Here is a 22,255-nt window from a genome sequence, read left to right on the forward strand (position 1 = left end):
CTCAGGCCGCGCGGCGCTTCAGATGCACCAGCAGCAGCGAGATCGCCGCGGGGGTGACGCCGCTGATGCGCGAGGCCTGGCCGATGGTCTGCGGCAGCGCGCGCTTGAGCTTGAGCAGCACCTCGGCGGACAGGCCGCGCACCTTGTCGTAGTCGAAGCCGTCGGGAATGGCCGTCTGCTCGTGGCGGCGCTGGCGTTCGATTTCCTCGCGCTGGCGCTCCAGGTAGCCGGCGTACTTGGCCTGCACTTCCACCTGGGCGGCGACGTCGGCGTCGCTCACGGCGGGGCCCAGTTCCGGCACGGTGGCCAGGCGGGCGTAGTCCAGTTCCGGGCGGCGCAGCAGGTCCAGCGCGTTGCTCTCGCGGCTGACCGCGATGCCGAGCTGGCGCTCGATCGCCGCGCCCAGCGCGTTGTTCGGCGCCGCCCACAGCGTGCCCAGGCGCTGCGTTTCCCGTTCCACCGCTTCGCGCTTGGCGCGCAGCGCATCGAAGCGCTGCTGCGGCACCACGCCCAGCGCATGGCCGGTTTCGGTGAGGCGCAGGTCGGCGTTGTCCTCGCGCAGATGCAGCCGGTACTCGGCGCGCGAGGTGAACATGCGGTAGGGCTCGATGGTGCCGTTGCTGGTGAGGTCGTCGATCAGCACGCCGATGTAGGCCTCGTCGCGGCGCGGATACCACGGCGCCTTGCCCTGCGTGGCCAGCGCGGCGTTGAGGCCGGCGATCAGGCCCTGCGCGCCGGCTTCCTCGTAGCCGGTGGTGCCGTTGATCTGCCCGGCGAAGTACAGCCCGGGAATGCCCTTGGTTTCCAGCCAGGGCTGCAGGCCGCGCGGGTCGAAGTAGTCGTATTCGATGGCATAGCCGGGGCGCGTGATGTGCGCGCGCTCGAAACCCTTAATCGAATGCACCAGGTCCAGCTGCACGTCGTAGGGCAGGGAGGTGGAAATGCCGTTCGGGTAGATCTCGAAGGTATCCAGCCCTTCCGGCTCGATGAAGATCTGGTGCGAGGACTTCTCGGCGAAGCGCACCACCTTGTCCTCGATCGAGGGGCAGTAGCGCGGGCCCACGCCTTCGATCTGGCCGGTGTACAGCGGCGAGCGGTCGAGCGCGCCGCGGATCACTTCGTGGGTGCGCTCGCTGGTGTGGGTGATCCAGCAGCTGACCTGGCGCGGGTGCTCGCCGCGCGAACCGAGGTAGGAGAACACCGGGGCGGGATCGTCGCCGGGCTGCTCTTCCAGGCCGGTGAAGTCGATGCTGCGCAGGTCGATGCGCGGCGGTGTGCCGGTCTTCAGGCGGTCGGCCGCCACCGGCAGCTCGCGCAGGCGCTGCGCCAGGGTGGTGGCCGGCGGGTCGCCGGCGCGGCCGCCGGCGTACTGCGCCTGGCCGATATGGATCTTGCCGGCCAGGAAGGTGCCGGCGGTGAGCACCACCGCCCGGGCGCGGAAGCTCAGGCCCATCTGGGTCATCACGCCGACCACGCGGCCGCCTTCCAGCAGCAGGTCGTCCACGGCCTGCTGGAACAGTTCGAGGTTGGGCTGGGTTTCCACGATGCGGCGGATCGCCGACTTGTACAGCGCACGGTCCGCCTGGCAGCGCGTGGCGCGCACGGCCGGACCCTTGGAGGCGTTGAGCGTGCGCCACTGGATGCCGGCACGGTCGGCCGCGCGCGCCATGGCGCCGCCCAGGGCGTCGATTTCCTTGACCAGATGCCCCTTGCCGATGCCGCCGATGGCCGGGTTGCAGCTCATCTGGCCGATGGTCTCGATGTTGTGGCTGAGCAGCAGCGTGCGCGCGCCGGTGCGGGCCGCGGCGAGCGCGGCCTCGGTGCCGGCGTGGCCGCCGCCGACCACGATGACGTCGTAGGGAATCGGGTGAAGCATGGTGAAGACCGCCTGCGGGCGCCTGAGTGGAGCGGAGAAAGCGATATGGTAACTCGATCAGTGCCTTAGCACGTCGAGCCATTTTCCTGGCACGGATCCTGCTTTTGTCCCTGTGCACTTTCACTGGGCAGACGCTGCGCGGAGACGCGCGCAGAGACCGAACGGACAGGGGTTCGGTCGCGTGCCGGGGAGAGGAAGCAAGACGGCGCCCATTGGGCGCCGTCGTTTTTTCTGCTTGCCGGAGGCTGGGAGAAGCTTGGGTCCGGCCAGAATAAGATCTGGCGCCCGGCGGTCTCAGGAACAGGGGGAATCCAGGATGACCGTGTTGCCGGGCGCCAGAAACCGTGAATGCGGTGGGCGCAGGCGGCGCTGCCGCCTCGTCGTGAAAGCGATAATTGCCCCTGCAGCGTGAACATGGGGTGACTAAAACGGAGGTTTGTGCCGGAGCGCGGCAGCAGCTGACGTCCTGCGTCATTTCGTGATCCGTGCCCGGGAATTCCGTGATGAGTATCCAGGTGGCACGTGATGCACATCACAAACAATGGCACGCCGGTTGCTTCGCCTTCCCCGCCGTAGCGTTTCAAGGGGGCAAGGCCATGGACATGAGCATCGACTTCAAGGCGTTCTTTCCGCACCACGATCTGCTGATCGAAATGGGTCGCGTGGAAATGGCGATGGAGCATCTGGATCAGCGCGCCGACGACGAGCGCCGCTCGCTGCGTCCCCGGCTGGAATCGCGCATGCACCGCCTGCGCAGCGAGCTCGATCACCTCGTCGTCTGAAGCGGCCCGGCGCGCCGGGCCACCCGCTCGCTTCGCCTACTCGTGCAGCATGCTCTGCACGATCTCGCCGAGATTGCGCGACAGGCCTTCCCGTTCCGCCAAAGCGGCAATCGCTTCCCTGGCGCGTGCGCGGCGCACCGGCTCCAGCCGGCGCCAGCCGTTGAACACGGTGGCCAGCCGGGCGGCGATCTGCGGATTGAGCGCATCCAGCGCGGCCAGCCGTTCCGCCAGCAGCCGATAGCCTGCCCCGTCGGTGCGGTGGAAACCCGACGGGTTGCTGCGCGCCCAGGCGCCATAGAGTGAATTGACCCGGTTGGGATTCTTCAGCGTGAACGCGGCGTCCCGCTCCAGCGCCTGCACGGTCGCCAGCGCCGGCTCGCCGGGTTGCTGGGTCTGCACGCTGAACCACTTGTCCAGCGCCAGCGGGTTGTCCGCATAGCGCTGGCGGAAATGCGCCAGCGCCTCCGCAGCCTGCGGCGCGCCGGTGCGCACCAGCACCGCCAGCGCGGCGAGGCGGTCGGTCATGCCGGGCGCGCGTTCGTATTGCTGCTCGGCCAGAGCCTGAGCACGTGGCGTATCGAGCAGGGCGAGCAGATCGAGCATGCGCCGCTTCAGCCGGCGCTGCGCCTGGCTGGCGGCGTCGAGCTTTTCGCTGGTCCGGGCGGACAAGGCCTGATAGCGCGCCAGGATGGCCTCGGCACCCAGGCGTTCGGCCAGCCGCCGCTGCAGTTGTTCGCGCATGGCATGGATGCGCTGCGGATCCGCTTCGCGCTCGCGCTCGGCCAGCTCCACCTCGCCGGGTGGCGTCATCAGGTCGGCCAGCAGGGCGGGATCCACGCCGTCTTCGGCAAACAGCCCCGCCAGTGCACCGCTCCACGCCTCCACCGCCTCGCCGCCGCCATGTTCGCGCAGCGCCTCGTATGCGCAGGTGGCCAGCTGCTGCCCGGCCTGCCAGCGGTTGAAGCCGTCGGCGTCGTGGCGCAGCAGCAGGGCGAGGTCGGCCGCGGCGTCCATGCCTTCCAGGATCACCGGCGCCGAGAAGCCACGCAGCAGCGACGGCACCGGCGCGGCGTCGACATCGCGGAACACGATCTGCTGTTCGGCCTTGTCGGCCACCACCACCAGCTCGGTCGCACCCGACTGCGGATGTCCGTCGACATGCAGCGGCAGCATCCGCCCATCGCGCGCGAACAGCGCGAGCTTCACGGGAATCGGCAACGCCCGCTTCTCCGCCTGCCCGGGCGTAGGCGGCGTGTGCTGGGCCAGCGTGAGCGCGTACTCGCGCCGCATCGCGTCGTAACGGCCGCTGGCGCGCAGGCGCGGCGTACCCGCCTGCGCATACCAGGCCAGATAAGGCGACAGATCGATGCCGTTCGCCTCGCCCAGCGCGCCGAGGAAATCCTCGATCGTCGCTGCCCGCCCATCGTTGCGCGAGAAATACAGATCCATGCCGCGCCGGAAACCTTGCTCGCCCAGCCGCCCCGCGATCATCCGCACCAGCTCCGAACCCTTCTCGTACACCGTCGCGGTATAGAAGTTGTTGATCTCGCTGTACTGCGCCGGACGCACCGGATGCGCCAGCGGACCGGCATCTTCCGGGAACTGCGCGCGGCGCAGCAGCGCCACGTCCTCGATGCGTTTCAGCGCCGGCGAATTCATGTCCGCCGAGAACTGCTGCTCGCGGAACACCGTCAGCCCTTCCTTCAGCGACAGCTGGAACCAGTCGCGGCAGGTGACGCGGTTGCCGCTCCAGTTATGGAAATACTCGTGCGCCACCACCGCTTCCACCGCGCGGTATTCGTCGTCGGTGGTCGAATCCGGATCGGCCAGCAGGTATTTCGCGTTGAAGATATTGAGGCCCTTGTTCTCCATCGCGCCCATATTGAAATCGTGGGTGGCGACCACGTGGAAAACATCCAGGTCGTAATGGCGCCCGTAGGCCTGCTCGTCCCAGCGCATGGAGCGCTCCAGCGCGTCCATCGCGTAATGGCAGCGGTCGATCACATTAGCTTCGGACCAGATCACCAATTTGACGTCGCGCCCGTCCGTCGTGCGGTAATCGTGCTCGATTTTCTCCAGCCGCCCGGCCACGGTGGCGAACAGATAGCTCGGCTTCGGATGCGGATCGACGAAGCGCGCCCAATGCCGCCCGTCCGGCATCTCGCCCGCGCCGTCCGGATTGCCGCCGGCCAGCAGCACCGGGAAGCGCGTCTTGTCCGCGCGCAGCGTCACCGTGTAGCGGGCGAGGACGTCCGGCCGGTCGGGAAAGAACGTGATGTGGCGAAACCCTTCCGCCTCGCACTGCGTCAGCAGGAAGCCGCTCTCGCGCGAACCTGACAGATACAGGCCTTCCAGCGCCGTGTTCCGCGCCGGCTGCAGGCGCACCCGTGTCTCCAGCACGCTGCCGTCGCGCGCGCCGTCCACTTCCAGCTCGCCTTCGTTCTGGCGGTAGCGGCCGGCGTCCAGCGGCTGGCCATCCAGTGCGATGGAAAGCAGTTCCAGTCCTTCGCCATCCAGCCGCAGCGGTTCGTCCTGCGCGGGGTCGCGGCGCAGGAGCAAGCGGGACGACACCTCGGTGACGTCGATCCCTAAGTCGAACTCCAGTTCGACGCGCTCCACCCGCCAGGCGGGTGCGCGGTAATCGCTGAGGCGGATGGTGGGTGCGGAAAGCTGGTCGCGTGCGCTCATGGGGGACATTGGCAGGCTGCGGAGACGGTTCAGGCTAACATGCGGCATTTTCGCAGCAGGACAAGCTAATGCCGAGCCATGCCTACCGCGCCGGACGCAGCAGCGTGGAACCCCACGAGATCGTGATCCTGGAAGACCCTTCCCGCGGCCGCCGCGTGCGCATCGCGCGGCGCGGCGCCACCGTGATCGGGCTGGAACAGACCCTGGGCGCGGCCACGCTGGACCTGGCCGACGGCTACCGCGACGCCGCCGAGCTGGACAGCCGCCCCAGCTCGCGCTTCGCCATCTTGGCGCCGTTCGCCAACCGCATCGACGATGCGCGCTACAGCTTCGACGGCGAAACCCACGACCTGCAGCCGGGCATCGAGGGCGCGCAGCGGGCGGCGCGGCATGGCTTCGTGCGCGGCGTGGATTTCGAGCTGGCCGGTTTCGGCGCGAACGAATTGGGTGCGCATGTCGAATTCCGCACCTCGGCGATCCGCCCCGGCGTGCATCCGGGCTACCCCTTCGCGATCGACCTCAGCATCAGCTACCTGCTCGATGCCGACGGCCTCACGCTGGAAGCCGGCATGCGCAATGTCGGCGACCGCGCGGCGCCGTGCTTCTTCGGCTGGCATCCGTACTTCCGCCTGGGCGACGCGCCGGCCGATGCCTGGGAACTGCAGATTCCCGCCGAGACCATCGTGCGCACCGACGCCCACTACATCCCGCTGCCCGGCAAGGCGGCGCACGTGCCGATGCAGGAAGAGCCCGCGCTGGATTTCCGCCGCCCGCGCCCGATCGGCGCACACGAGATCAACCACGCTTACGCGCAGCTGCGCCTGGACGAGGACGGCCGCGCCCGCACCCGCCTGCGCGATCCCGACAGCGGCCTGGGCCTGGCCGTGTGGCAGGAGTCCGGCGTGATGCTGGTGTTCACCGCCGACACCGTCACGCGCGACGTGCGCCGCTCGGTGGCGCTGGAGCCGATGGAAAGCTGGGCCGATGCCTTCAACCGGGCGGATTGCGCCGATGCCATCCGCCTCGAACCCGGAACCGAACGCCGCTTCCGCTGCGGCGTGGAGATCGAACTGCCATGAGTGCACTGCCCGACCTCGACCAGATCCGCGACGCCGCCGCGCGCATCGCTCCTTACGCCGTGGTGACGCCGGTGCTGCGCAGTGCGCGCCTGGATGCGCTGGCCGGCGCGGAACTGCATTTCAAATGCGAGAACCTGCAGCGCGGCGGCGCGTTCAAGTTCCGCGGCGCGTGCAATGCGGTGTGGTCGCTGGATGACGAACAGGCCGCGCGCGGCGTGGTCACGCATTCCTCCGGCAATCATGGCAATGCCTTGGCGATGGCGGCCGCCACGCGCGGCATCACGGCGCATGTGGTGGTGCCCGAAGGCGCGGTGCGCGCCAAGGTGGATGCGATCGAACAGGCCGGCGCGGTGCTGCACCGCTGCGCACCGACCCAGGCCGCACGCGAGGCGATGACCGCGCAGCTGCAGGATCGGACCGGCGCCGAACTGGTGCACCCTTACGCTGATCCGCGCGTCATGGCGGGGCAGGGCACCCTGGTGCTGGAGTTGCTGCACCAAGTGGAAAGCCTGGATACGCTGATTACGCCAGTCGGCGGCGGCGGCCTTGCCGCCGGCTGCGCGATCGCGGCGCATGGGCTGAAGCCGGAGCTGGCGATGTATGGCGCCGAACCGACGGGTGCCGACGATGCGGCGCGTTCGCTGATGCGTGGCGCACGCGTCGAGCCGTTCCAGGCGGACACCGTGTGCGACGGCCTGCGCACCTTGATCGGCGAACCCAACTTCGACGCCTTGCGTACGCATCGCACGCAGGTGATCACCGTCAGCGACGAGGAAGTCATCGCGGCCATGAGGTTGTTGTGGCGTGAACTCAAGCTCGTGGTCGAAACCTCCAGCGCCACCGTGCTGGCCGCGGTGCTGAAGCAGCCCGAGCATTTCGCCGGCCGCCGCGTCGGCCTGGTGCTGACCGGCGGCAACGTCGATCTCGACGCGCTGCCCTGGTGAAAACCGTAGAACCGTAGGTTGGGGTGAGCCGCAGGCGAACCCCAACTTTCCCGCACTGTTGGGGTTCGCCTGCGGCTCACCCCAACCTACGCCGGCCTCTTCAATTTCAAACCGCTCACCGCAAGCAAGCCGGCAAGAACCAGCGCCATCCCCACCCATTCCATCGCCGACGGCTGCTCGTGCAGGATCGCCCACGCCAGCAGCACGCTGACGATCGGCACGCCCAGGCTCGAAAGGCTCGCCACCGCGGTCGGCAGGCGCTGCAGCACCAGCAGCCACAGGCCCCAGGCCACGCTCGACGCCAGCACCACGCTGTAGGCCAGGCCCGCGATCAGCTCCCAGGTCCAGTCGATCGGCCGCTGCGGCAGCAGCAGCGCTACCACGCACAGGCCCAGCGCGCCGAACAGCATCTGCCACGCGGTGAGGTTGAGCGGCGTCGGCTTGTGCCGCTGGAACATGCGCTTGCTCAGCACCGTGCCCATCGCCCAGGCCGCGCCCGCAGCGATCGCCAGCAAGGTGCTGCCGCCGGTGCCCAGGCCGCGCCAGGGTTCGATGATGCATACCAGGCCCAGCGCGGCGAGCGCGAGTCCCGCCCAATGCCGCGGCGTGGGTTTCTCGCGCAATACCACCCACGCCAGCAGCACCGCCCAGAACGGCATGGTGTAGGCGAGCAGCGCGACGCGTCCCGCACCGCCTTCCACCAGCGCCCACTGGCCCAGGCCCTGGAACGCCGCGGTCTGGCACAAGCCGATCAGCGCCGTCGGCAGCAGCGGCGGCGGACGCAGCGACTGCCGCGTCGCCAGCAGCACGCCGAACAGCACCAGCGCGCCCAGCGTGTAGCGCAGCGCGGAGAACTGGAACGGCCCCGCATGCTGCAGCACCTGCTTCATCACCACCCAGCTGTAGGCCCAGATGAGGATGGTGACGAGCATCGCGGCGATCGCGCCGCGCCTGGAAGCATTCGAAGACATGTGGCCTGCGCAAATTTTTTCGCCGGGCCGGTGCGCGGCGTGAGTGGAAAGAGGTCAGCAATGCGCAAGCTTGGCGATGGATCGACGTGCGTCGACGCGCTTGCGTGAAGAGCGCGTGTATAACGCCGGCCGAGCCGATCATTGAATGCGAGGCGCAATGCGAGTTTCTAGAAAGACATCACATTTTGCCTGGATCGCATGAATCATGTTGCCGTCCACAATTGAAACCAGCATCGACCACAGGGGGAAAGATGATCGAGCTGGAGGTGCAGGTCCTCTCGGACCGCCGCGAAGGATTGCTGGTGGAGCTTGGCCGCGTGGTCGTGGCCAACGGATTCACCCTGGTGCGGCAACGCTTGTCCCAGGACAGCCGGGGAACCTGGCTGACCATGATCGTGCGCGGTCCCACCGACCGGCAGCTCGCGATGGAAGAGGCGCTGGCCACGCACAGCCGTGTGCTGAGCTTCGAAGCGGGCCTGGCCGAAGGCCGTCCGGCGATGGCGGCGATAGCGCAGGCGGCATCCGCGCCCGGGCCCGCGCCGCTGGCGCCGCCGGCGCCGCTGACGCAGAGCGCCGGCCCCGACGTGCACCAGGTGGAAAGCACGCTGCCGCAGCTGGCGCGCGACTATCCCAAGATCTATCCCTGGCTGCGCAATCTCGAGCACGCGGTGGCGGCCGATGCGCGCGAAGCCTCGCTGCATCTGGCCGGCCGCCGCACCGGCGCATGGGTGTACAAGCGCGAATACGCGATGGGCGCCAAGCTCACCCTGGTCGACGCGATCAAGCGCATCGCCGTGCCGGCGATGCGCGAGCTGGCCAGCGTGGACTGGCGCGACGGCCAGCTGCTGATCCAGAACAGCCCGCTGTGTTCGCCCGGCAGCCAGTCCGGCTGCCGTTTCTTCAGTGGCTATATCGAAGGCGTACTCGGCGGATCCGTCGAGCCGCAGACCGTGTTCGTACGCAACCTGTTCTGCCGCAGCCACGGCGCGGCGAGCTGCATTCTCGAAATCTCGCACTGACGGACGTGCAGTAGGCAGGGGGACCGGTCCCGGCCCGGACCCATGGCAGACACCCACGGCGCAGCCGCGCCGCAGGCGGGCTTTTTTTTGAATTTCCACGCGACCGATTTCCGCACGAACCCGTTTCCACGCGAACCTAAGGAGAAATGCCATGGCTGCGCATCAAAGCTACAGCTGGATGCTGATCGTTCTTTCCTACCTGATCTCGGTGCTCGGTTCGTATACGGCGCTGCAACTGGCGGTCGGCATTCCGCTGGCGCAAAGCAGCCGCCAGCGCACCGCCGCCATCCTCGCCGCCGGTGCGGCGATGGGCGTGGGCGCGATCTGGGCGATGCATTTCATTGCCATGCTCGCCTGCGACATGGGCATGCCGGTCACCTACGACCTGGCGCGCACCTCGCTGTCGGCGGTGCTTGCGTTCGCGGCCTGCTCGATGGGCCTGGCCATCGCCGGCAGCGGCAGTTTCAGCTGGCCCAAGCTGGTGGCGGCCGGCGTGTGCATGGGCCTGGGCGTGGCCGGCATGCATTACCTCGGCATGGCGGCGGTGCTGATGGGCGCTTTCATCACCTACGACGTGAGCATCGTGGCGCTGTCCGTGCTGATCGCCATCGTCGCCTCGATCGCCGCGCTATGGCTGGCCTTCAATCTGCGCGGCATGGCGCAGATGGTCGGCAGTGCCCTGGTGATGGGCATCGCCGTGTGCGGCATGCACTACACCGGCATGGCCGCGGTGAATATCGAAGACAACGGCAGCCAGCTGCCCGCCGGCTATGCCGCCGGCCTGCGCGGCGACAACCTCGGCGTCAGCATCTTCGCCGTGGTGCTGGTGCTGCTGGTGGTGGTGCTGGTGCTCAACCATATGCGCCAGCGGCGGCGCGAGGCGATCACGATCTGAAAGCAGGGAACGGGGAATGGGGAGCGGGGATCAAGGGCGCTCGACCGACGCTCTGCCGTTCCCCGTTCCCCATTCCCCATCTATGCTTCGTCTCCCTTCCGGAGCACGACGCATGGCCAAGCCTCTCACCCGCTGCGCCTGGGCCGACGGCAGCGAGATCGAACGCGATTACCACGACAGCGAATGGGGCGTGCCCCTGCACGACGACCGCCTGCTGTTCGAATGCCTGATCCTGGAAGGCGCGCAGGCCGGCCTTTCGTGGCGCACGGTGCTGGTCAAGCGTGAGCGCTACCGCGAGGTGTTTCACAACTTCGAGATCGCGCGCGTGGCGGCGATGAAGGACAGCGAGCTGGAAAAGCTCATGCTCGATCCGGGCATCGTGCGCAACCGCCTCAAGCTCTCCGCCACGCGCGGCAATGCGCAGGCGGCGCTCAAGGTCATCGATGAAATGGGCAGCCTCGATGCGCTTCTATGGTCTTTCGTCGACGGCAAGCCGCTGAAGAACCGCTGGCGCGAGCGCAGCGAGGTGCCGGCCAGCACGGCGGTGTCAGACCGCATGAGCAAGGACTTGAAAAAGCGCGGCTTCCGTTTCGTCGGCAGCACCATCTGCTACGCCTTCATGCAGGCCACCGGCATGGTGGACGACCACATCACCGGTTGTTTCCGCCACAACGCCAGATAATCAGCGACGCCGCCGCTCTTGCTCCCTCTCCCCTCCGGGGAGAGGGCTGGGGTGAGGGGCCGGCCGGAGCGGTGCGCGGAGGGCCGCTACAAGCGCCAAAGTTTTTCTTCGCCCCGTAGAAGCGCCACCGCGAGCACCCGCCCTCATCTGCTGCGACCGAAGGGAGTCCCCGTGGGACCGGCATCTTCCTCGCTCCTCAACGCCGCGCACATCCATGTGCGCTCCCCGCGTGCTCCCCAGCGGGGAGAAGAGTTTCAGCAGGAGCGGTGACAAGAACAGCCGGCGCGCTGCACTATGTCCGCTGCGTCACCGCCACGCCGGCGAGGTAATACCGATGTCCCCGCTCCAGCCCATCGTCCGCGCGTTCTTCCACGCCGACACCCACACCTTCACCTACGTCGTCCACGAAGGCCGCTCCGCCGTGGTGATCGACCCGGTACTGGACTACGACGCGGCCGCCGCCCACGTGTCGAGCGCCTCGGCCGATGCCGTGATCGCTTATGTGCACGAACAGCGGCTAACGGTCGAATGGATCCTGGAAACCCATGCCCATGCCGATCACCTCAGCGCAGGCGACCACCTGCGCAATGCGTTCGGCGCGAAACTCGCCATCGGCGAAGGCATCGTGCGCGTGCAGTCGCGCTTCAAGGCGCTGTTCGGCCTGGGCGAGGAATTCGTGCCGGACGGCCGCCAGTTCGACCGCCTGCTGCGCGATGGCGACGCGCTGCATGCGGGCGTGATGGAGATCCGCGCCATGGCCACGCCGGGCCACACCGACGACGGGCTGACCTATCTGATCGGCGATGCGGCCTTCGTGGGCGACACGCTGTTCGCGCCGGAAACCGGCACCGCGCGCTGCGATTTCCCCGGCGGCGATGCCTCGCGCCTGTACGCGTCGATCCAGCGCATCCTCGCGCTGCCGCCGGAAACGCGGCTGTTCCTGTGCCACGACTATCCGCCCGCTTCGCGCGGCGCGGAGGCGCAGACCAGCATCCCCGCGCAGCGCCACGGCAACGTGCACGTGAAAGATGGCGCGACCGAAGCCTCCTTCGTCGCCCTGCGCACCGCGCGCGACGCCACGCTGCCCGTGCCGCGGCTGCTGCTGCCGGCGCTGCAGGTGAATATCCGCGGCGGCCGCCTGCCGCCACCGGACGAGGAAGGCGTGCGCTACCTGCGCCTGCCGCTCAACCGGTTCGGCGCCTAGCGGCGGCGCGAACCGCGCAGGCTGTCCACCGAGAAGCTGGCGATCTCGCCGCCGCCTTTCACGCGGCGCGACTGGCCGGTCGCCGGACCCCACGCATGCGCCGTCACCACCTCCCAGGTGGCCGGCACGCGTCCGTCGACGCGCATGCTTTCGTAGGCGTCCAGCATCTGGCGATAGTGCTTCTTGCCGGTCAGCCCGCGCTCGCGCGCGGTGTCGGCATTGGTGGCGCCCAGGCCCTGCAGTTCCTTCAGCAGCAGGCGCGGCTCGCTGTAGGTGAGGGTGTAGCGGTCCACGTCCAGCACCGGGTCGCGCAGGCCGGCGGCGATCATGGCGTCGCCCAGGTCGTGCATGTCCAGGAAGCGGCTCACGTGCGGCTGCTGGTCGGCCTGCGCCCAGGCCGCGCGCAGTTCCTTCAGCGTGTCGGGGCCGAAGGTGGAGAACAGCAGCAGGCCGCCGGGCTTGAGCACGCGCACGCATTCGCCGAACAGCGCCTGCAGGTCGTCGATCCACTGGAAGCACAGGTTGGAATGCAGCACGTCCACGCTGTGGTCAGGCAGCGGCAGCGCGGTGGCTTCCGCGCACACGCGCTGGAACGGCTTCAGCCAGCTCGCATGCTGCCTGGCCGCACGCAGCATCGGCAGCGCGAGATCGGTCGCCAGCACCTGCGCCTTGGCATAGCGCTTCTTCAGCAGCGCCGCGCCGCGGCCGGTGCCGGCGCCGACGTCGACCACCAGGGCCGGCGCTTCCAGATAGAAATCCAGCCGCTCGAACAGCAGGTTCTGCACCTCGCGCTGCAGCGCATCGTGCTGCTCGTAGGTGCGCGCCGCGCGGCCGAAGTTGCGGCGGACCTGGCGCCGGTCGATATGGAAGTCGCTCATCGCCAGCTGTCCAGCAAAGGGTTGAGGGCCTGCGCCACCGCCTCGGCGTGGCCGAAGAACGGTGCGTGGCCGGCGCGCGCGATCTCGTCGTAGCGGCCGCCGCATCGGGTGGACGACCACTGCATCGCCTGCGGATGCACCAGGCGGTCGCGGTGCCCGGCAATCCAGGCGCTGGGCACGGCCAGGTCCGGCAGGGCGGCGCGGCGGTCGGTGTCGTCCAGGATGCGGATGCCTTCCTGCAGCACGCGCAGGTCCGGCTCGCCACGCTCGAAAGCCAGCGCGCGCAGATGGCGCAGCTCGGCGCGCGGGTCCGCGCTGCCCATGGCTTCCAGCGCGAGAAAGCGCTCCAGCGTGGCGTGGTAGTCGGTTTCCAGGTCGGTGGCGAGCTGGCGCACCAGGGTGGGGTCGCTGCCGTAGGGCCAGCTGTCGTCGCGCACGAACTTGGGCGTGGCGCAGAGCATGGCCAGGCCGCGCACCTGGCGCGGGCGTTCCAGCGCGGCGGTGAGCGCGATCAGGCCGCCCAGCGACCAGCCCAGCCACAAAGCGGGCGGCGTCGCGTCGGCAATCGCCGCGGCGCAGGCCGAAGGCGCCAGCGGAATACCGCAGTCGCGCGAATGGCCATGGCCCGGCAGATCCACCACATAGACGGTGCAGCGCTGTTCCAGCGCCTCGGCCAGCGGCGCCATCACGCCGCCATGCATGGCCCAGCCGTGCAGCATCACCACCGGCACGGGACCCGCGCCGCGCACGTCCACGTGCAGGCTCATGCGTCCGCTCCGTCGCCGCCGATGGCGGAAGGAGCGAGTTCCTTGTCCACCGCGCCGCGTTCGTCGAACACGAAGCAGCCGCCGCGCCAGTAGGCGCCGTCGGTTTCCTCGAAATACTTCAGGATGCCGCCTTCGAGCTGGAACACGTTTGCCACGCCCATATCCTGCATATGCAGCGCCGCCTTTTCGCAGCGGATGCCGCCGGTGCAGTACGACACCACCGTGCGGCCCTCGAAGCGCGCGCGATCCGCGGCGACGGCTTCAGGGAAGGCGGTGAAGCTGGCGATGCGGTAATCCACGGCGTGCTCGAACCGGCCCACCTCCGTTTCGTAGTCGTTGCGCGTATCCAGCAGCACCACTTCGCGCCCGTCGTCGTCGCGGCCCTGTTCCAGCCAGCGCCGCAGCGTGGCCGGCGCCACCGACGGTGCGCGGCCACCTTCGGGGCGGATCGTGGGCAGGCGCATGGTGATGATTTCCTTCTTCAGCCGCACGCGCATGCGGCCGAACGGCACGTCGTCGGACAACGACTCCTTCGGCGCGAGGTCGGCGAAGCGCGCGTCCTCGCGCAGCCAGGCCATGAACGCGTCCGTCGCTTCGCGCGGGCCGGCCAGGAACAGGTTGATCCCCTCCGGCGCCAGCAGGACGGTGCCTTTCAGCGACAGCGCCAGGCAGCGTTCGAGCACGCGCTCGCGCAGCGCCGGAAGGTCTTCCAGGCTGACGAATTTATAGGCGGAGAGATTGACGATCGGCATGAGGGATACGGCAGGTAGCGCGCCATTATAGCGGCGGGGTGGCTGCCTGGTCCGGCGCCAGGCCGGACAGGGCCTCCAGCAGCATGTCCACGTGCTCTTCCTCGTGGGCCGCCGACAGCGTGATGCGCAGGCGCGCCTTGCCGGCGGGCACGGTGGGCGGGCGGATCGCGCCGACCAGGAAGCCCACCTGCTCCAGCGCGCCGGCGGCGGCCATTGCCGTACCGGCCTCGCCCAGCAGCAGCGGCTGGATGGCGGTATCCGAGGGCATCAGGGGCAGGCCCAGCTGCCGTGCGCCGCCGCGGAAGCGGCGGATCAGCGCGGCCAGCTTCTGGCGCCGCCAGCTTTCCTCGCGCGCCACGCGCACCGCGGCCAGCGCGGCGGCGGCGACGGCCGGCGGCATGGCGGTGGTGTAGACGTAGGTGCGCGCGGATTGCAGCAGGCCTTCGATCAGGCCGGCGGAACCGGCGACGAAGGCGCCATGGCAGCCCAGCGCCTTGCCCAGGGTCGCCATCAGCACGGGCACCTCGCGCTGGCCCAGCGCCAGCAGGCTGAGCGTGCCGGCGCCGTCGTCGCCGAGCACGCCCAGGCCATGCGCGTCGTCGACCATCAGGGTGGCGTCCTGCGCCTCGCACAGCTTCGCCAGTTCGCGCAGCGGGGCGAGGTCGCCGTCCATGCTGAACACGCCGTCGGTGGCAAGCAATGCGCCGGCTTCCGTGCGGCTGGCGAGCTGGCGCGCGGCGCCATCGACGTCGTTGTGCGGATAGCGCTTCAGTTCCGCGCCGGCCAGCGCGGCGCCGTCGAGCAGGCAGGCGTGATTGAGCTTGTCCTGCACGCAGACGTCGCCCGCGCGCAGCAGCGCCTGCATCGCGCCGAGGTTGGCCATGTAGCCGGTGGAGAACAGCGCCACGCGCTCGCGGCCGGTCCAGTCGGCCAGCGCTTCTTCCAGCGCCGCGTGTTCGGCGCGATGGCCGCAGATCAGATGGGCGGCGGTGCTGCCCACGCCTTCGTCGTCTGCGGTGCGCTTGAACGCGGCGATCACAAGCGGATGCTGCGCCAGGCCCAGATAGTCGTTGCCGCAGAAACCGAGCAGGCGCTGCCCGCCGCTTTCCAGCCACGGGCCCTCGGCATGCTCGACGGTGCGCAGCCGGCGCAGCAGGCCGGACCGCGCGCGCTCCTGCGTGGCCTGCGCCAGGCGTGCGAGCAGGGAAGGTCGTGGCATGGCGCCGCGGTCAGGCCGCCGCGCTGCAGCCGCAAGCGCTGCCGCAGCTGCCTGCGCCGTAACCTTCCGAAGCGGCCGCGTCTTCCAGGATATCGGCGTGCACCGTGCCGGCTTCTTCCACCACCTGCAGCGGATGCAGGTCCAGGCGCTGGAACAGGCGGCGGTCGTGCTCCACGTCCGGGTTGCCGGTGGTGAGCAGCTTCTCGCCGTAGAAGATCGAGTTGGCGCCGGCGAAGAAGCATAGCGCCTGCACCGTGTCGTCCATCTGCTGGCGGCCGGCGGACAGGCGCACCATCGAGGCCGGCATCAGGATGCGCGCCACTGCAATGGTGCGCACGAATTCGAACGGATCCAGCGCCTCGGTGCCTTCCAGCGGCGTGCCGGCCACTTGCACCAGCTGGTTGATCGGCACCGACTGCGGATGCTCTGGCAGGTTGGCCAGGGTCTGCAGCAGGCCGGCGCGCTGCGTGCGCGTCTCGCCCATGCCGACGATGCCGCCGCAGCAGGTCTTCAGGCCCACCGAGCGCACGTGTTCGAGCGTGTCGAGGCGGTCCTGGTAGTCGCGGGTGTGGATGATCTCGCTGTAGAACTCCGGCGCGGTGTCCAGGTTGTGGTTGTAGTAGTCCAGGCCGGCGCGCTTGAGCGCCTGCGCCTGGTTGCCGTCGAGCATGCCCAGGGTGGCGCAGGTTTCCAGGCCCAGCGCCTTCACCGCCGAGACGATCTCGGCCACCTTGGCCACGTCGCGGTCCTTCGGGCTGCGCCAGGCCGCGCCCATGCAGAAGCGGCTGGCGCCGGCGTCCTTGGCCGCCTGCGCGCGCGCCACCACGGCATCCACGCTCATCAGCTTCTGCGCCTTCACCCCGGTGTCGTAGCGCGCCGCCTGCGGGCAGTAGGCGCAGTCCTCCGGGCAGCCGCCGGTCTTGATCGACAGCAGGGTGGAGACCTGTACGGCGTTGGGGTCGTGGTGCTCGCGATGCAGCGAGTGCGCGCGGTGCAGCAGCTCGTTGAACGGCAGCGCGAACAGCGCGGCGACCTCGTCGCGGGTCCAGTCGTGGCGGAGAGCTTGAGTCATGGGGATGGCTCTGGCGGGGAAGGGCGACAGTCTGGCAGCGCCGCGGCGTCTGTCAACCGAAACAGTGGTAATGAGGTTGACGATGCGGGGACGTATGGCCCCGTGCTCGTCATTCCGGCGCAGGCCGGACGAGCGCGTAGCGCGAAGAACGCCCGCAGGGCGGCCCCGAAGGGGTGAGCGAAGCGAATCATCCAGTAACGACAATGCCTGGTTGTCGCTGGGATGCCAGAGCAGGCCTTTGGATGCAGTCACTTCATATGGCATCCCGCTACTGGATTCCGGCCTGCGCCGGAATGACGAGCCCTAAGCTACGATCGCCCTAGTCAGCCCATCCAGGAGCCCATGCATGACCACCGGACAAGGCAGTACGGGCAATGTGCTCGCCGCTATCTGCAGCTTCTTCATCCCTGGCCTCGGCCAGCTGGTGCAGGGGCGCCTGCTGATCGCCATCGTGATGTTCGTGCTGGCCGGCGTGCTGTGGATCGTATGGCTGGGGTGGATCATCCACCTGTGGTCGATCCTGGATGCGGCGATGTTCAAGCCGAAGGCCTGAGGCCGGCCGGATGCGCATGGAGGCGCCGGTTCGTCTGCTCCAGCGCGGGCTCGATCGCCTGCACGCCACGGTGCTGCCATGGCGCTGCCTGCTGTGCGGCGCTGCGGGTGCGCCGGGCATCGACCTGTGCACCGCCTGCGCGAAGGACATGCCGCGCAATCATTCCTGCTGCGCGCGCTGCGCCTTGCCGCTGCCGGTCGCGGTCGCCGCTTGCGGACAATGCCTGCGCCGGCTGCCGCCGTGGGAGACGGCCTGGGCGCCGTTCCGTTATGGCTGGCCGCTGGACCGGCTGGAGACGCGCTTCAAGTTCGGCGACGACCTTGCTGCCGGCCGCACGCTGGCGGCGCTATGGCGCGGCGAACCGGTCCCGTCCGAACGGCCGGCCCTGATCGTGCCGGTGCCGCTGCACCGCTCGCGCCTGCGCCAGCGCGGCTACAACCAGGCGCTGGAACTGGCGCGTCCGCTGGCGGCGATGCTGGGCCTTGCGCTGGGACCCGACGTGCTTGTGCGCACCCGCGACACCTCCGCCCAGACCGAACTGGATCGCACCGCCCGCCGCCGCAACGTGCGCGGCGCGTTCCGGCTGCGCGCGGGCGCTGTGCTGCCCGATCACATCGCCCTGTTCGACGACGTGATGACCACCGGCGCCACCCTGGCCGAATGCGCGCGCGTGCTGAAGCGAGCCGGCGTGCGGCGGGTGGATGCGTGGGCGTTGGCCCGCGCACCGGCGCGCTGAAACCACCGATGGAGAAAAGACATGCTGTATTCGCAGGTGCTCGCCGGCCTTCGTAGCCACGACGGCGGCTGGACCGCCGAGGTCCCGGCAAGCTGGGCGCAGGGCCGTACCATCTTCGGTGGCCTGCAAGCGGCGCTGGCCGTGCGCGCGATGCGCGACCTGGTGCCGCAAGCGGTGCCCTTGCGCGTATTGCAGGCAAGTTTTATCGCGCCGATCGCACCGGGGCCGGTGCGGATCGAAGCGAACGTATTGCGCCGAGGCAAATCGGTGACGCAGATCGAAGCACGCGTGCTCGATCAGGGCCAGACCGCCTGCCTGCTGTTCGGCGTGTTCGGCGAGGCGCGCGCATCGGCGCTCGACATCAAACCGCCGCGGCCCGTTCTGCCGCCGGCTGAAGCCGCCAAGCCGTTCACCTATGTCGAAGGCATCGCTCCAGCTTTCACGCAGCACGTGGCGACGCGCTGGCTCGGCGGCGTGTCGATCTTCCAAGGCAGGGAGGAGCCGCGAACCGGCATCTACGTCGGCTTTCGCGACGAACCCTATGCAGGCCCCGGCGCCCTGGGCGAAGCGCAGATCATCGGCTACGCCGACATCGTTCCCACACCCGGCTTGTCGATGCTGAAACAGCCGACCATGGCCAGCTCGCTCACCTGGACGCTGGAACTGCTGTCGGACGACTTCGGCCCGGCCCGCGAAGGCCTGTGGCTGATGGATACCGAAGTCACCGCGGGCAGCCACGGCTATCTCAACCAGAGCGCCACCTTGTGGAGTCCCGAGGGGGAGGCGGTGGCGTTGAGCCGGCAGAGCGTGGTGGTGTTTGGGTGAGTGGCTGGCGTCCGCTGGATCCTGGCTGAAATGATCGAGCAAACCTGAACAGGCAAGGATAAAAATACGAAATTAAATTGCATTGAAAGCGTATCCAATGTAATTTAATTGGTATGGCTAAGCGCACTCCCCCCAGCCACCCCGCCGCCCAGCGTGCGATCAAGGCGCTAGGCCAGCGCCTGCGCGCCGCGCGCCTGCGCCGGAAAATGACTCAGGCGGTGATGGCCGAGCGTGTGGGCGTGAGTGTTCCTACGCTGGCCAAGCTCGAGGATGGCGATCCGTCGACCAGCCTCGCCACCATGTTTCGCGTTCTGTCCGTGCTCAACCTGGCGGCGGACCTGGACAAGCTCGCCGCTGACGACAAGCTGGGGCGCGAACTTCAGGATGCACTGCTCGCTCCACCGCGCCCCAGCGGTCGCCGCACGGCCAAGGCCGTGCCGCCGGAGCGGAGCAAGTGATGAACGATCTGGACGTCCGGCTCGACGATGCAAGCCTCGGCGGCAGCGCGCTGGTCGGTCACCTGCAGCGAAGCATCAACCGCGGCCGTCAGGTCATCGGCTTCGAATATGCGGAGGGCTGGATCGCCGGCACTGGCGATATCGCTCCGTTCGATCTCGATCACCAGTTGCTCGCGGGGCCGGGGCGTCTCTACGCACGGGCGGGCGCCAATCGACTTTCCCCTGCATTCCAGGATGCATCGCCCGACCGCTGGGGCTGCATGCTGATCGAGCGGCGCGAGCGGATCCGATCGCGCCAGCGCAGTGAAGCGCCGCGCGTGCTGAGCGACTGGGACTACCTTGCAGGTGTCAGCGATGAAATCCGCATGGGCGCCCTGCGGCTCTTCAGTCCGGATACGCAGCAGTTCGTGGATGCGGATCGCTTGCAGGCGCCGCCCATCGCGGACCTGCGCGAACTCGAAGCGATCACGGCCGAAGTAGAGCGCAACGACGACGACGATACGCCCGAGCGCATCGAATGGCTGATGCACCTGGCCGCTCCCGGCTCGGCGCTCGGCGGGACTCGCCCCAAGGCGGCCGTGCGCGACGTCGACGGCTTGTTATGGCTGGCAAAGTTTCCTTCGAATGACGATCGCCATGACATCGGCCTGTGGGAATTCATTACCTATCGGCTTGCGTGTGCGGCTGGTATCGATATGCCTGACGCGCGCGTCATGCAGTTCTCGGATCGCGGCCACACCTATCTTGTCCGCCGCTTCGACCGCCAGGGCGATTCGCGCCGCGCCTATGCCTCCGCGCTGACGTTGACGGATCTCGATCGGAGCGACGGTGCTTCGTACCTCGACATCGTGCAGGCCATCGAGAACAACGGCGTCGCAAACCATATCGGCTCCGACCTCGAACAGCTATGCCGGCGCGTGCTCTTCACGATCCTTATCGGCAACCGGGACGATCACCTGCGCAACCACGGCTTCCTGCGCGAAGGCAATGGCTGGCGCCTGTCGCCGGCCTTCGACATCAACCCCAATCCCGAAAAAGATGCGCATGTCCTGGCGATCGATGATGTCGATCCGACTTCGGACAGCGCTTTATGGAAGAGCACCGCGGACTTCTATCGCGTCTCCAGAAAGCGGCTCGAAGCGATCGAGCGAGAAGTGCGCCAATCGGTGGCGGCGTGGCGCGACGTCGCCGCTGACGCTGGTGCCTCGCGTCGCGAGATAACGCGCATGTCGACGGTCATCGACGCAACTCGCTGACGCTCGCTTGTCCGCCCGTAACCTGCGGGGCTCATCCTGCCGAAATCAGCGCGTGGGATTCAGGTAGATCGGATTCCCCACCAGCAATGCCTTGCCGGCCGCATCCCGCACCTCCACCCGCAGCCAATGCGCCTTGCCATCGCTGTTCCAGCTGAACTTGCGGTGCAGGTCGTCCGTGTCGACCTGTGCCGCGACGGCAGGCGCGAACGGCTTGCCGTCGAGCAGCACGGCGAGGCTGGCGCCCTTCGCATGGGCGACGTGCACGTCGAACGAGGCAGTGCCATTCGCTGGCACGCGCAGGGCGTCGCCCATGCTGGCCTTGGCGCCATCGGCTTCGCCGCCCAGTTCCAGCACGCGGTCGCGGCTGCCTTCGGTGTCGATGAACACGTGCCCGGCGCGGACGCCATCCAGGATCGCCGGCATCGACAGCTCCCGCGCATACACCACGGTGGCCGGCACGCCGGTCGGATTGGTGCCGATGCGCGCCTCGTGCTGGAACGCCTCGTGGTTGTCGCTGCCGCCGATGGCGGTGAGGCGGTAGCCCTTGGCCAGCTGCGATTCCCAGAACGGCAGGCCGGAAATCGGCGTGCCGATATCGCTGCCGTTCACCGCTTCCACCGCCTGCACCAGGCTCATATCCACCGGCGGCTTGGCCGTCCATCCGCAGCCCATGCATACCTCGCCGCTGGGGCGGATGGCGTGGTTGATGGAGATCACGCCATGCAACGGTGCGATGGCCTTCAGCAGTGCATTCCAGTCCGGCACCTCCTTGCTGCCGACGCGGAAATCCACCAGCGCCGTGGCGCCGAACAGGTTGGCGTGGCCGGTGAAGGTGGTGACTTCGCGGCCGGGGATCAGCAGCAGCTGGTCGAAGTAGGGCTGCAGCTCGCGCATCGCATTGGCGTGCGACACGGTGTTGTGATCGGTAATGGCAATGAAGTCGAGTCCGCGCTGCGCGGCAGCCTGCACGGTGAAGAACAGCGGGCAGGGCACGCGTTCGCCGCTCTGGTTCTTGCAGCCACCGTCGCTGTGCGCCGTATGCATATGCAGGTCGCCGCGATACCAGCCGGCTTCCTTGCGCAGCGGCGGATTAAGCACGGCCGGTTCCCATGCCGGGTCGTTGGCATGGCCGAACCAGATGTTGGCGGTGTAGTTGCTGTGGCTTTCCTTGCGGATATTCGGAATGCCAAGCAGCAGTTGCCAGCGGCCGGGGCGGATCGCCCCAGGCAGGTAGGACGGCGTGGCATCGGTAGCAGACACGGTGAACAGCTTCCTGGTGCCGCCGCTCCAGCCGCGGAAGCCGTCCTGGCCGCGGAAACCGTCGGGGCCGAGCAGGCCCAGATCCACCGCCGTCTTCTCCTCGCGGCCGCTGTAGTCGAACTGCACGGTGATGCGGGTGGTGCCGGCCGGCACGTCGAACGGCAGTGTGCGGTAGGTCTGGTGGTCCTTGCCGGCCAGTTCGCCATGCAATACCACATCGGGTTTTTCGGCCTCCGCCGCGTGCGCGGCGAACGGTAGCGCGCAGGCGAGCAGCAGGGACAGGGAACGGAACAGGCGGATCTTCATGGCTTGGCGGAACCTTTTTGAGCATGCAGCCGG

General features: G+C 68.5%; 21 protein-coding genes. 12 read left to right on the forward strand and 9 right to left on the reverse strand.

All coding sequences use genetic code 11. The annotated features are described in order from the left end of the window. Window position 1 precedes the first annotated feature (1 nt). On the reverse strand, window positions 2-1,876 hold the full coding sequence (gene mnmG, locus ISN75_RS00095; RefSeq protein ID WP_167254796.1) for a tRNA uridine-5-carboxymethylaminomethyl(34) synthesis enzyme MnmG: 1,875 nt from the start codon (window positions 1,874-1,876) through the stop codon (window positions 2-4). A gap of 503 nt (window positions 1,877-2,379) precedes the next feature. Here mnmG and ISN75_RS00100 point away from each other — a divergent pair. Next, window positions 2,380-2,658 (forward strand): hypothetical protein, encoded by a 279-nt coding sequence (locus tag ISN75_RS00100; RefSeq protein ID WP_246866797.1) that lies wholly within the window; start codon window positions 2,380-2,382, stop codon window positions 2,656-2,658. Window positions 2,659-2,694: 36 nt separating this feature from the next. Here ISN75_RS00100 and pepN read toward each other — a convergent pair whose 3' ends face one another. After that, a complete protein-coding gene (gene pepN / locus ISN75_RS00105; protein WP_343819303.1) occupies window positions 2,695-5,346 on the reverse strand; it encodes an aminopeptidase N in 2,652 nt (883 codons plus the stop codon). Between the two features lie 68 nt (window positions 5,347-5,414). Between pepN and ISN75_RS00110 the strand changes: the two genes are divergently transcribed. Together ISN75_RS00110 and ISN75_RS00115 are read left to right on the forward strand one after the other, a co-directional pair. Further along, a complete protein-coding gene (locus ISN75_RS00110) occupies window positions 5,415-6,425 on the forward strand; it encodes an aldose epimerase (RefSeq protein WP_343819302.1) in 1,011 nt (336 codons plus the stop codon). Beyond that, window positions 6,422-7,369, forward strand: coding sequence for a pyridoxal-phosphate dependent enzyme (locus tag ISN75_RS00115; protein WP_343819301.1), 948 nt, complete (start codon window positions 6,422-6,424; stop codon window positions 7,367-7,369). The genes ISN75_RS00110 and ISN75_RS00115 overlap by 4 nt, the downstream gene beginning before the upstream one ends. Before the next feature lie 86 nt (window positions 7,370-7,455). Here the strand turns inward: ISN75_RS00115 and ISN75_RS00120 are convergent, their stop codons facing one another. Continuing rightward, window positions 7,456-8,340 (reverse strand): DMT family transporter, encoded by an 885-nt coding sequence (locus ISN75_RS00120; protein WP_343819300.1) that lies wholly within the window; start codon window positions 8,338-8,340, stop codon window positions 7,456-7,458. Between the two features lie 251 nt (window positions 8,341-8,591). Between ISN75_RS00120 and ISN75_RS00125 the strand changes: the two genes are divergently transcribed. The 4 genes from ISN75_RS00125 to ISN75_RS00140 all read left to right on the forward strand — a co-directional run bounded on the left by ISN75_RS00125 (window position 8,592) and on the right by ISN75_RS00140 (window position 12,140). Then, window positions 8,592-9,359 (forward strand): hypothetical protein, encoded by a 768-nt coding sequence (locus ISN75_RS00125; protein WP_167254806.1) that lies wholly within the window; start codon window positions 8,592-8,594, stop codon window positions 9,357-9,359. A gap of 151 nt (window positions 9,360-9,510) precedes the next feature. Continuing rightward, window positions 9,511-10,254: an MHYT domain-containing protein gene (locus tag ISN75_RS00130; RefSeq protein WP_167254807.1), complete on the forward strand. Its 744-nt coding sequence runs from the start codon at window positions 9,511-9,513 to the stop codon at window positions 10,252-10,254. A 112-nt stretch (window positions 10,255-10,366) separates the two neighbouring features. Further along, window positions 10,367-10,936, forward strand: a complete 570-nt coding sequence (locus tag ISN75_RS00135; protein WP_343819299.1) for a DNA-3-methyladenine glycosylase I — start codon at window positions 10,367-10,369, stop codon at window positions 10,934-10,936. 334 nt (window positions 10,937-11,270) lie between these two features. After that, on the forward strand, window positions 11,271-12,140 hold the full coding sequence (locus ISN75_RS00140) for an MBL fold metallo-hydrolase (RefSeq protein ID WP_343819298.1): 870 nt from the start codon (window positions 11,271-11,273) through the stop codon (window positions 12,138-12,140). Here the strand turns inward: ISN75_RS00140 and bioC are convergent. Genes bioC through bioB form a run of 5 tightly spaced genes read right to left on the reverse strand, consistent with a single transcriptional unit; the run spans window position 12,137 to window position 16,828 of the window. After that, the gene (bioC, locus tag ISN75_RS00145; RefSeq protein ID WP_167254810.1) at window positions 12,137-13,018 is read right to left on the reverse strand and encodes a malonyl-ACP O-methyltransferase BioC; all 882 of its coding nucleotides are present in this window, start codon (window positions 13,016-13,018) and stop codon (window positions 12,137-12,139) included. The genes ISN75_RS00140 and bioC overlap by 4 nt on opposite strands. Beyond that, the gene (gene bioH / locus ISN75_RS00150) at window positions 13,015-13,785 is read right to left on the reverse strand and encodes a pimeloyl-ACP methyl ester esterase BioH (protein ID WP_168648991.1); all 771 of its coding nucleotides are present in this window, start codon (window positions 13,783-13,785) and stop codon (window positions 13,015-13,017) included. Before bioH ends, bioC begins: the two co-directional genes overlap by 4 nt. After that, window positions 13,782-14,537: a sulfurtransferase gene (locus tag ISN75_RS00155; RefSeq protein ID WP_343819297.1), complete on the reverse strand. Its 756-nt coding sequence runs from the start codon at window positions 14,535-14,537 to the stop codon at window positions 13,782-13,784. The genes bioH and ISN75_RS00155 overlap by 4 nt, the downstream gene beginning before the upstream one ends. A 25-nt stretch (window positions 14,538-14,562) precedes the next feature. After that, window positions 14,563-15,756, reverse strand: coding sequence for an 8-amino-7-oxononanoate synthase (gene bioF / locus ISN75_RS00160; RefSeq protein ID WP_343819296.1), 1,194 nt, complete (start codon window positions 15,754-15,756; stop codon window positions 14,563-14,565). 10 nt (window positions 15,757-15,766) lie between these two features. Then, window positions 15,767-16,828 carry a biotin synthase BioB gene (gene bioB / locus ISN75_RS00165; RefSeq protein WP_343819295.1) on the reverse strand — a complete coding sequence of 354 codons (1,062 nt, stop codon included), beginning with the start codon at window positions 16,826-16,828 and terminating at the stop codon, window positions 15,767-15,769. A 346-nt stretch (window positions 16,829-17,174) separates the two neighbouring features. On the opposite strand from bioB, the gene ISN75_RS00170 reads away from it, so the two are divergent. The 5 genes from ISN75_RS00170 (at window position 17,175) to ISN75_RS00190 (ending at window position 20,656) form a co-directional block, all read left to right on the forward strand. Next, window positions 17,175-17,381 carry a hypothetical protein gene (locus ISN75_RS00170; RefSeq protein WP_167254818.1) on the forward strand — a complete coding sequence of 69 codons (207 nt, stop codon included), beginning with the start codon at window positions 17,175-17,177 and terminating at the stop codon, window positions 17,379-17,381. Between the two features lie 16 nt (window positions 17,382-17,397). Further along, window positions 17,398-18,117, forward strand: a complete 720-nt coding sequence (locus tag ISN75_RS00175; protein ID WP_167254820.1) for a ComF family protein — start codon at window positions 17,398-17,400, stop codon at window positions 18,115-18,117. Window positions 18,118-18,138: 21 nt separating this feature from the next. After that, entirely contained in the window at window positions 18,139-18,942 is an 804-nt protein-coding gene (locus tag ISN75_RS00180) for an acyl-CoA thioesterase (protein ID WP_167254822.1), read from the forward strand. A 113-nt stretch (window positions 18,943-19,055) separates the two neighbouring features. Continuing rightward, window positions 19,056-19,400: a helix-turn-helix transcriptional regulator gene (locus tag ISN75_RS00185; RefSeq protein WP_167254824.1), complete on the forward strand. Its 345-nt coding sequence runs from the start codon at window positions 19,056-19,058 to the stop codon at window positions 19,398-19,400. Continuing rightward, a complete protein-coding gene (locus ISN75_RS00190; RefSeq protein ID WP_343819294.1) occupies window positions 19,400-20,656 on the forward strand; it encodes a HipA domain-containing protein in 1,257 nt (418 codons plus the stop codon). The genes ISN75_RS00185 and ISN75_RS00190 overlap by 1 nt, the downstream gene beginning before the upstream one ends. A gap of 45 nt (window positions 20,657-20,701) precedes the next feature. On the opposite strand, the gene ISN75_RS00195 is transcribed toward ISN75_RS00190, so the two are convergent. Further along, window positions 20,702-22,222, reverse strand: coding sequence for a CehA/McbA family metallohydrolase (locus ISN75_RS00195; protein ID WP_343819293.1), 1,521 nt, complete (start codon window positions 22,220-22,222; stop codon window positions 20,702-20,704). Between the last annotated feature and the right edge of the window lie 33 nt (window positions 22,223-22,255).

This window comes from Dyella marensis (assembly GCF_049532885.1).
Lineage (GTDB): Bacteria > Pseudomonadota > Gammaproteobacteria > Xanthomonadales > Rhodanobacteraceae > Dyella_D > Dyella_D marensis.

Bases quoted from the DNA above. Each gene is read 5' to 3' on its own strand.
- mnmG (WP_167254796.1), bottom strand. From the start codon at position 1,876: ATGCTTCACCCGATTCCCTACGACGTCATCGTGGTCGGCGGCGGCCAC.
- ISN75_RS00100 (WP_246866797.1), top strand. From the start codon at position 2,380: ATGAGTATCCAGGTGGCACGTGATGCACATCACAAACAATGGCACGCC.
- pepN (WP_343819303.1), bottom strand. From the start codon at position 5,346: ATGAGCGCACGCGACCAGCTTTCCGCACCCACCATCCGCCTCAGCGAT.
- ISN75_RS00110 (WP_343819302.1), top strand. From the start codon at position 5,415: ATGCCGAGCCATGCCTACCGCGCCGGACGCAGCAGCGTGGAACCCCAC.
- ISN75_RS00115 (WP_343819301.1), top strand. From the start codon at position 6,422: ATGAGTGCACTGCCCGACCTCGACCAGATCCGCGACGCCGCCGCGCGC.
- ISN75_RS00120 (WP_343819300.1), bottom strand. From the start codon at position 8,340: ATGTCTTCGAATGCTTCCAGGCGCGGCGCGATCGCCGCGATGCTCGTC.
- ISN75_RS00125 (WP_167254806.1), top strand. From the start codon at position 8,592: ATGATCGAGCTGGAGGTGCAGGTCCTCTCGGACCGCCGCGAAGGATTG.
- ISN75_RS00130 (WP_167254807.1), top strand. From the start codon at position 9,511: ATGGCTGCGCATCAAAGCTACAGCTGGATGCTGATCGTTCTTTCCTAC.
- ISN75_RS00135 (WP_343819299.1), top strand. From the start codon at position 10,367: ATGGCCAAGCCTCTCACCCGCTGCGCCTGGGCCGACGGCAGCGAGATC.
- ISN75_RS00140 (WP_343819298.1), top strand. From the start codon at position 11,271: ATGTCCCCGCTCCAGCCCATCGTCCGCGCGTTCTTCCACGCCGACACC.
- bioC (WP_167254810.1), bottom strand. From the start codon at position 13,018: ATGAGCGACTTCCATATCGACCGGCGCCAGGTCCGCCGCAACTTCGGC.
- bioH (WP_168648991.1), bottom strand. From the start codon at position 13,785: ATGAGCCTGCACGTGGACGTGCGCGGCGCGGGTCCCGTGCCGGTGGTG.
- ISN75_RS00155 (WP_343819297.1), bottom strand. From the start codon at position 14,537: ATGCCGATCGTCAATCTCTCCGCCTATAAATTCGTCAGCCTGGAAGAC.
- bioF (WP_343819296.1), bottom strand. From the start codon at position 15,756: ATGCCACGACCTTCCCTGCTCGCACGCCTGGCGCAGGCCACGCAGGAG.
- bioB (WP_343819295.1), bottom strand. From the start codon at position 16,828: ATGACTCAAGCTCTCCGCCACGACTGGACCCGCGACGAGGTCGCCGCG.
- ISN75_RS00170 (WP_167254818.1), top strand. From the start codon at position 17,175: ATGACCACCGGACAAGGCAGTACGGGCAATGTGCTCGCCGCTATCTGC.
- ISN75_RS00175 (WP_167254820.1), top strand. From the start codon at position 17,398: ATGGAGGCGCCGGTTCGTCTGCTCCAGCGCGGGCTCGATCGCCTGCAC.
- ISN75_RS00180 (WP_167254822.1), top strand. From the start codon at position 18,139: ATGCTGTATTCGCAGGTGCTCGCCGGCCTTCGTAGCCACGACGGCGGC.
- ISN75_RS00185 (WP_167254824.1), top strand. From the start codon at position 19,056: ATGGCTAAGCGCACTCCCCCCAGCCACCCCGCCGCCCAGCGTGCGATC.
- ISN75_RS00190 (WP_343819294.1), top strand. From the start codon at position 19,400: ATGAACGATCTGGACGTCCGGCTCGACGATGCAAGCCTCGGCGGCAGC.
- ISN75_RS00195 (WP_343819293.1), bottom strand. From the start codon at position 22,222: ATGAAGATCCGCCTGTTCCGTTCCCTGTCCCTGCTGCTCGCCTGCGCG.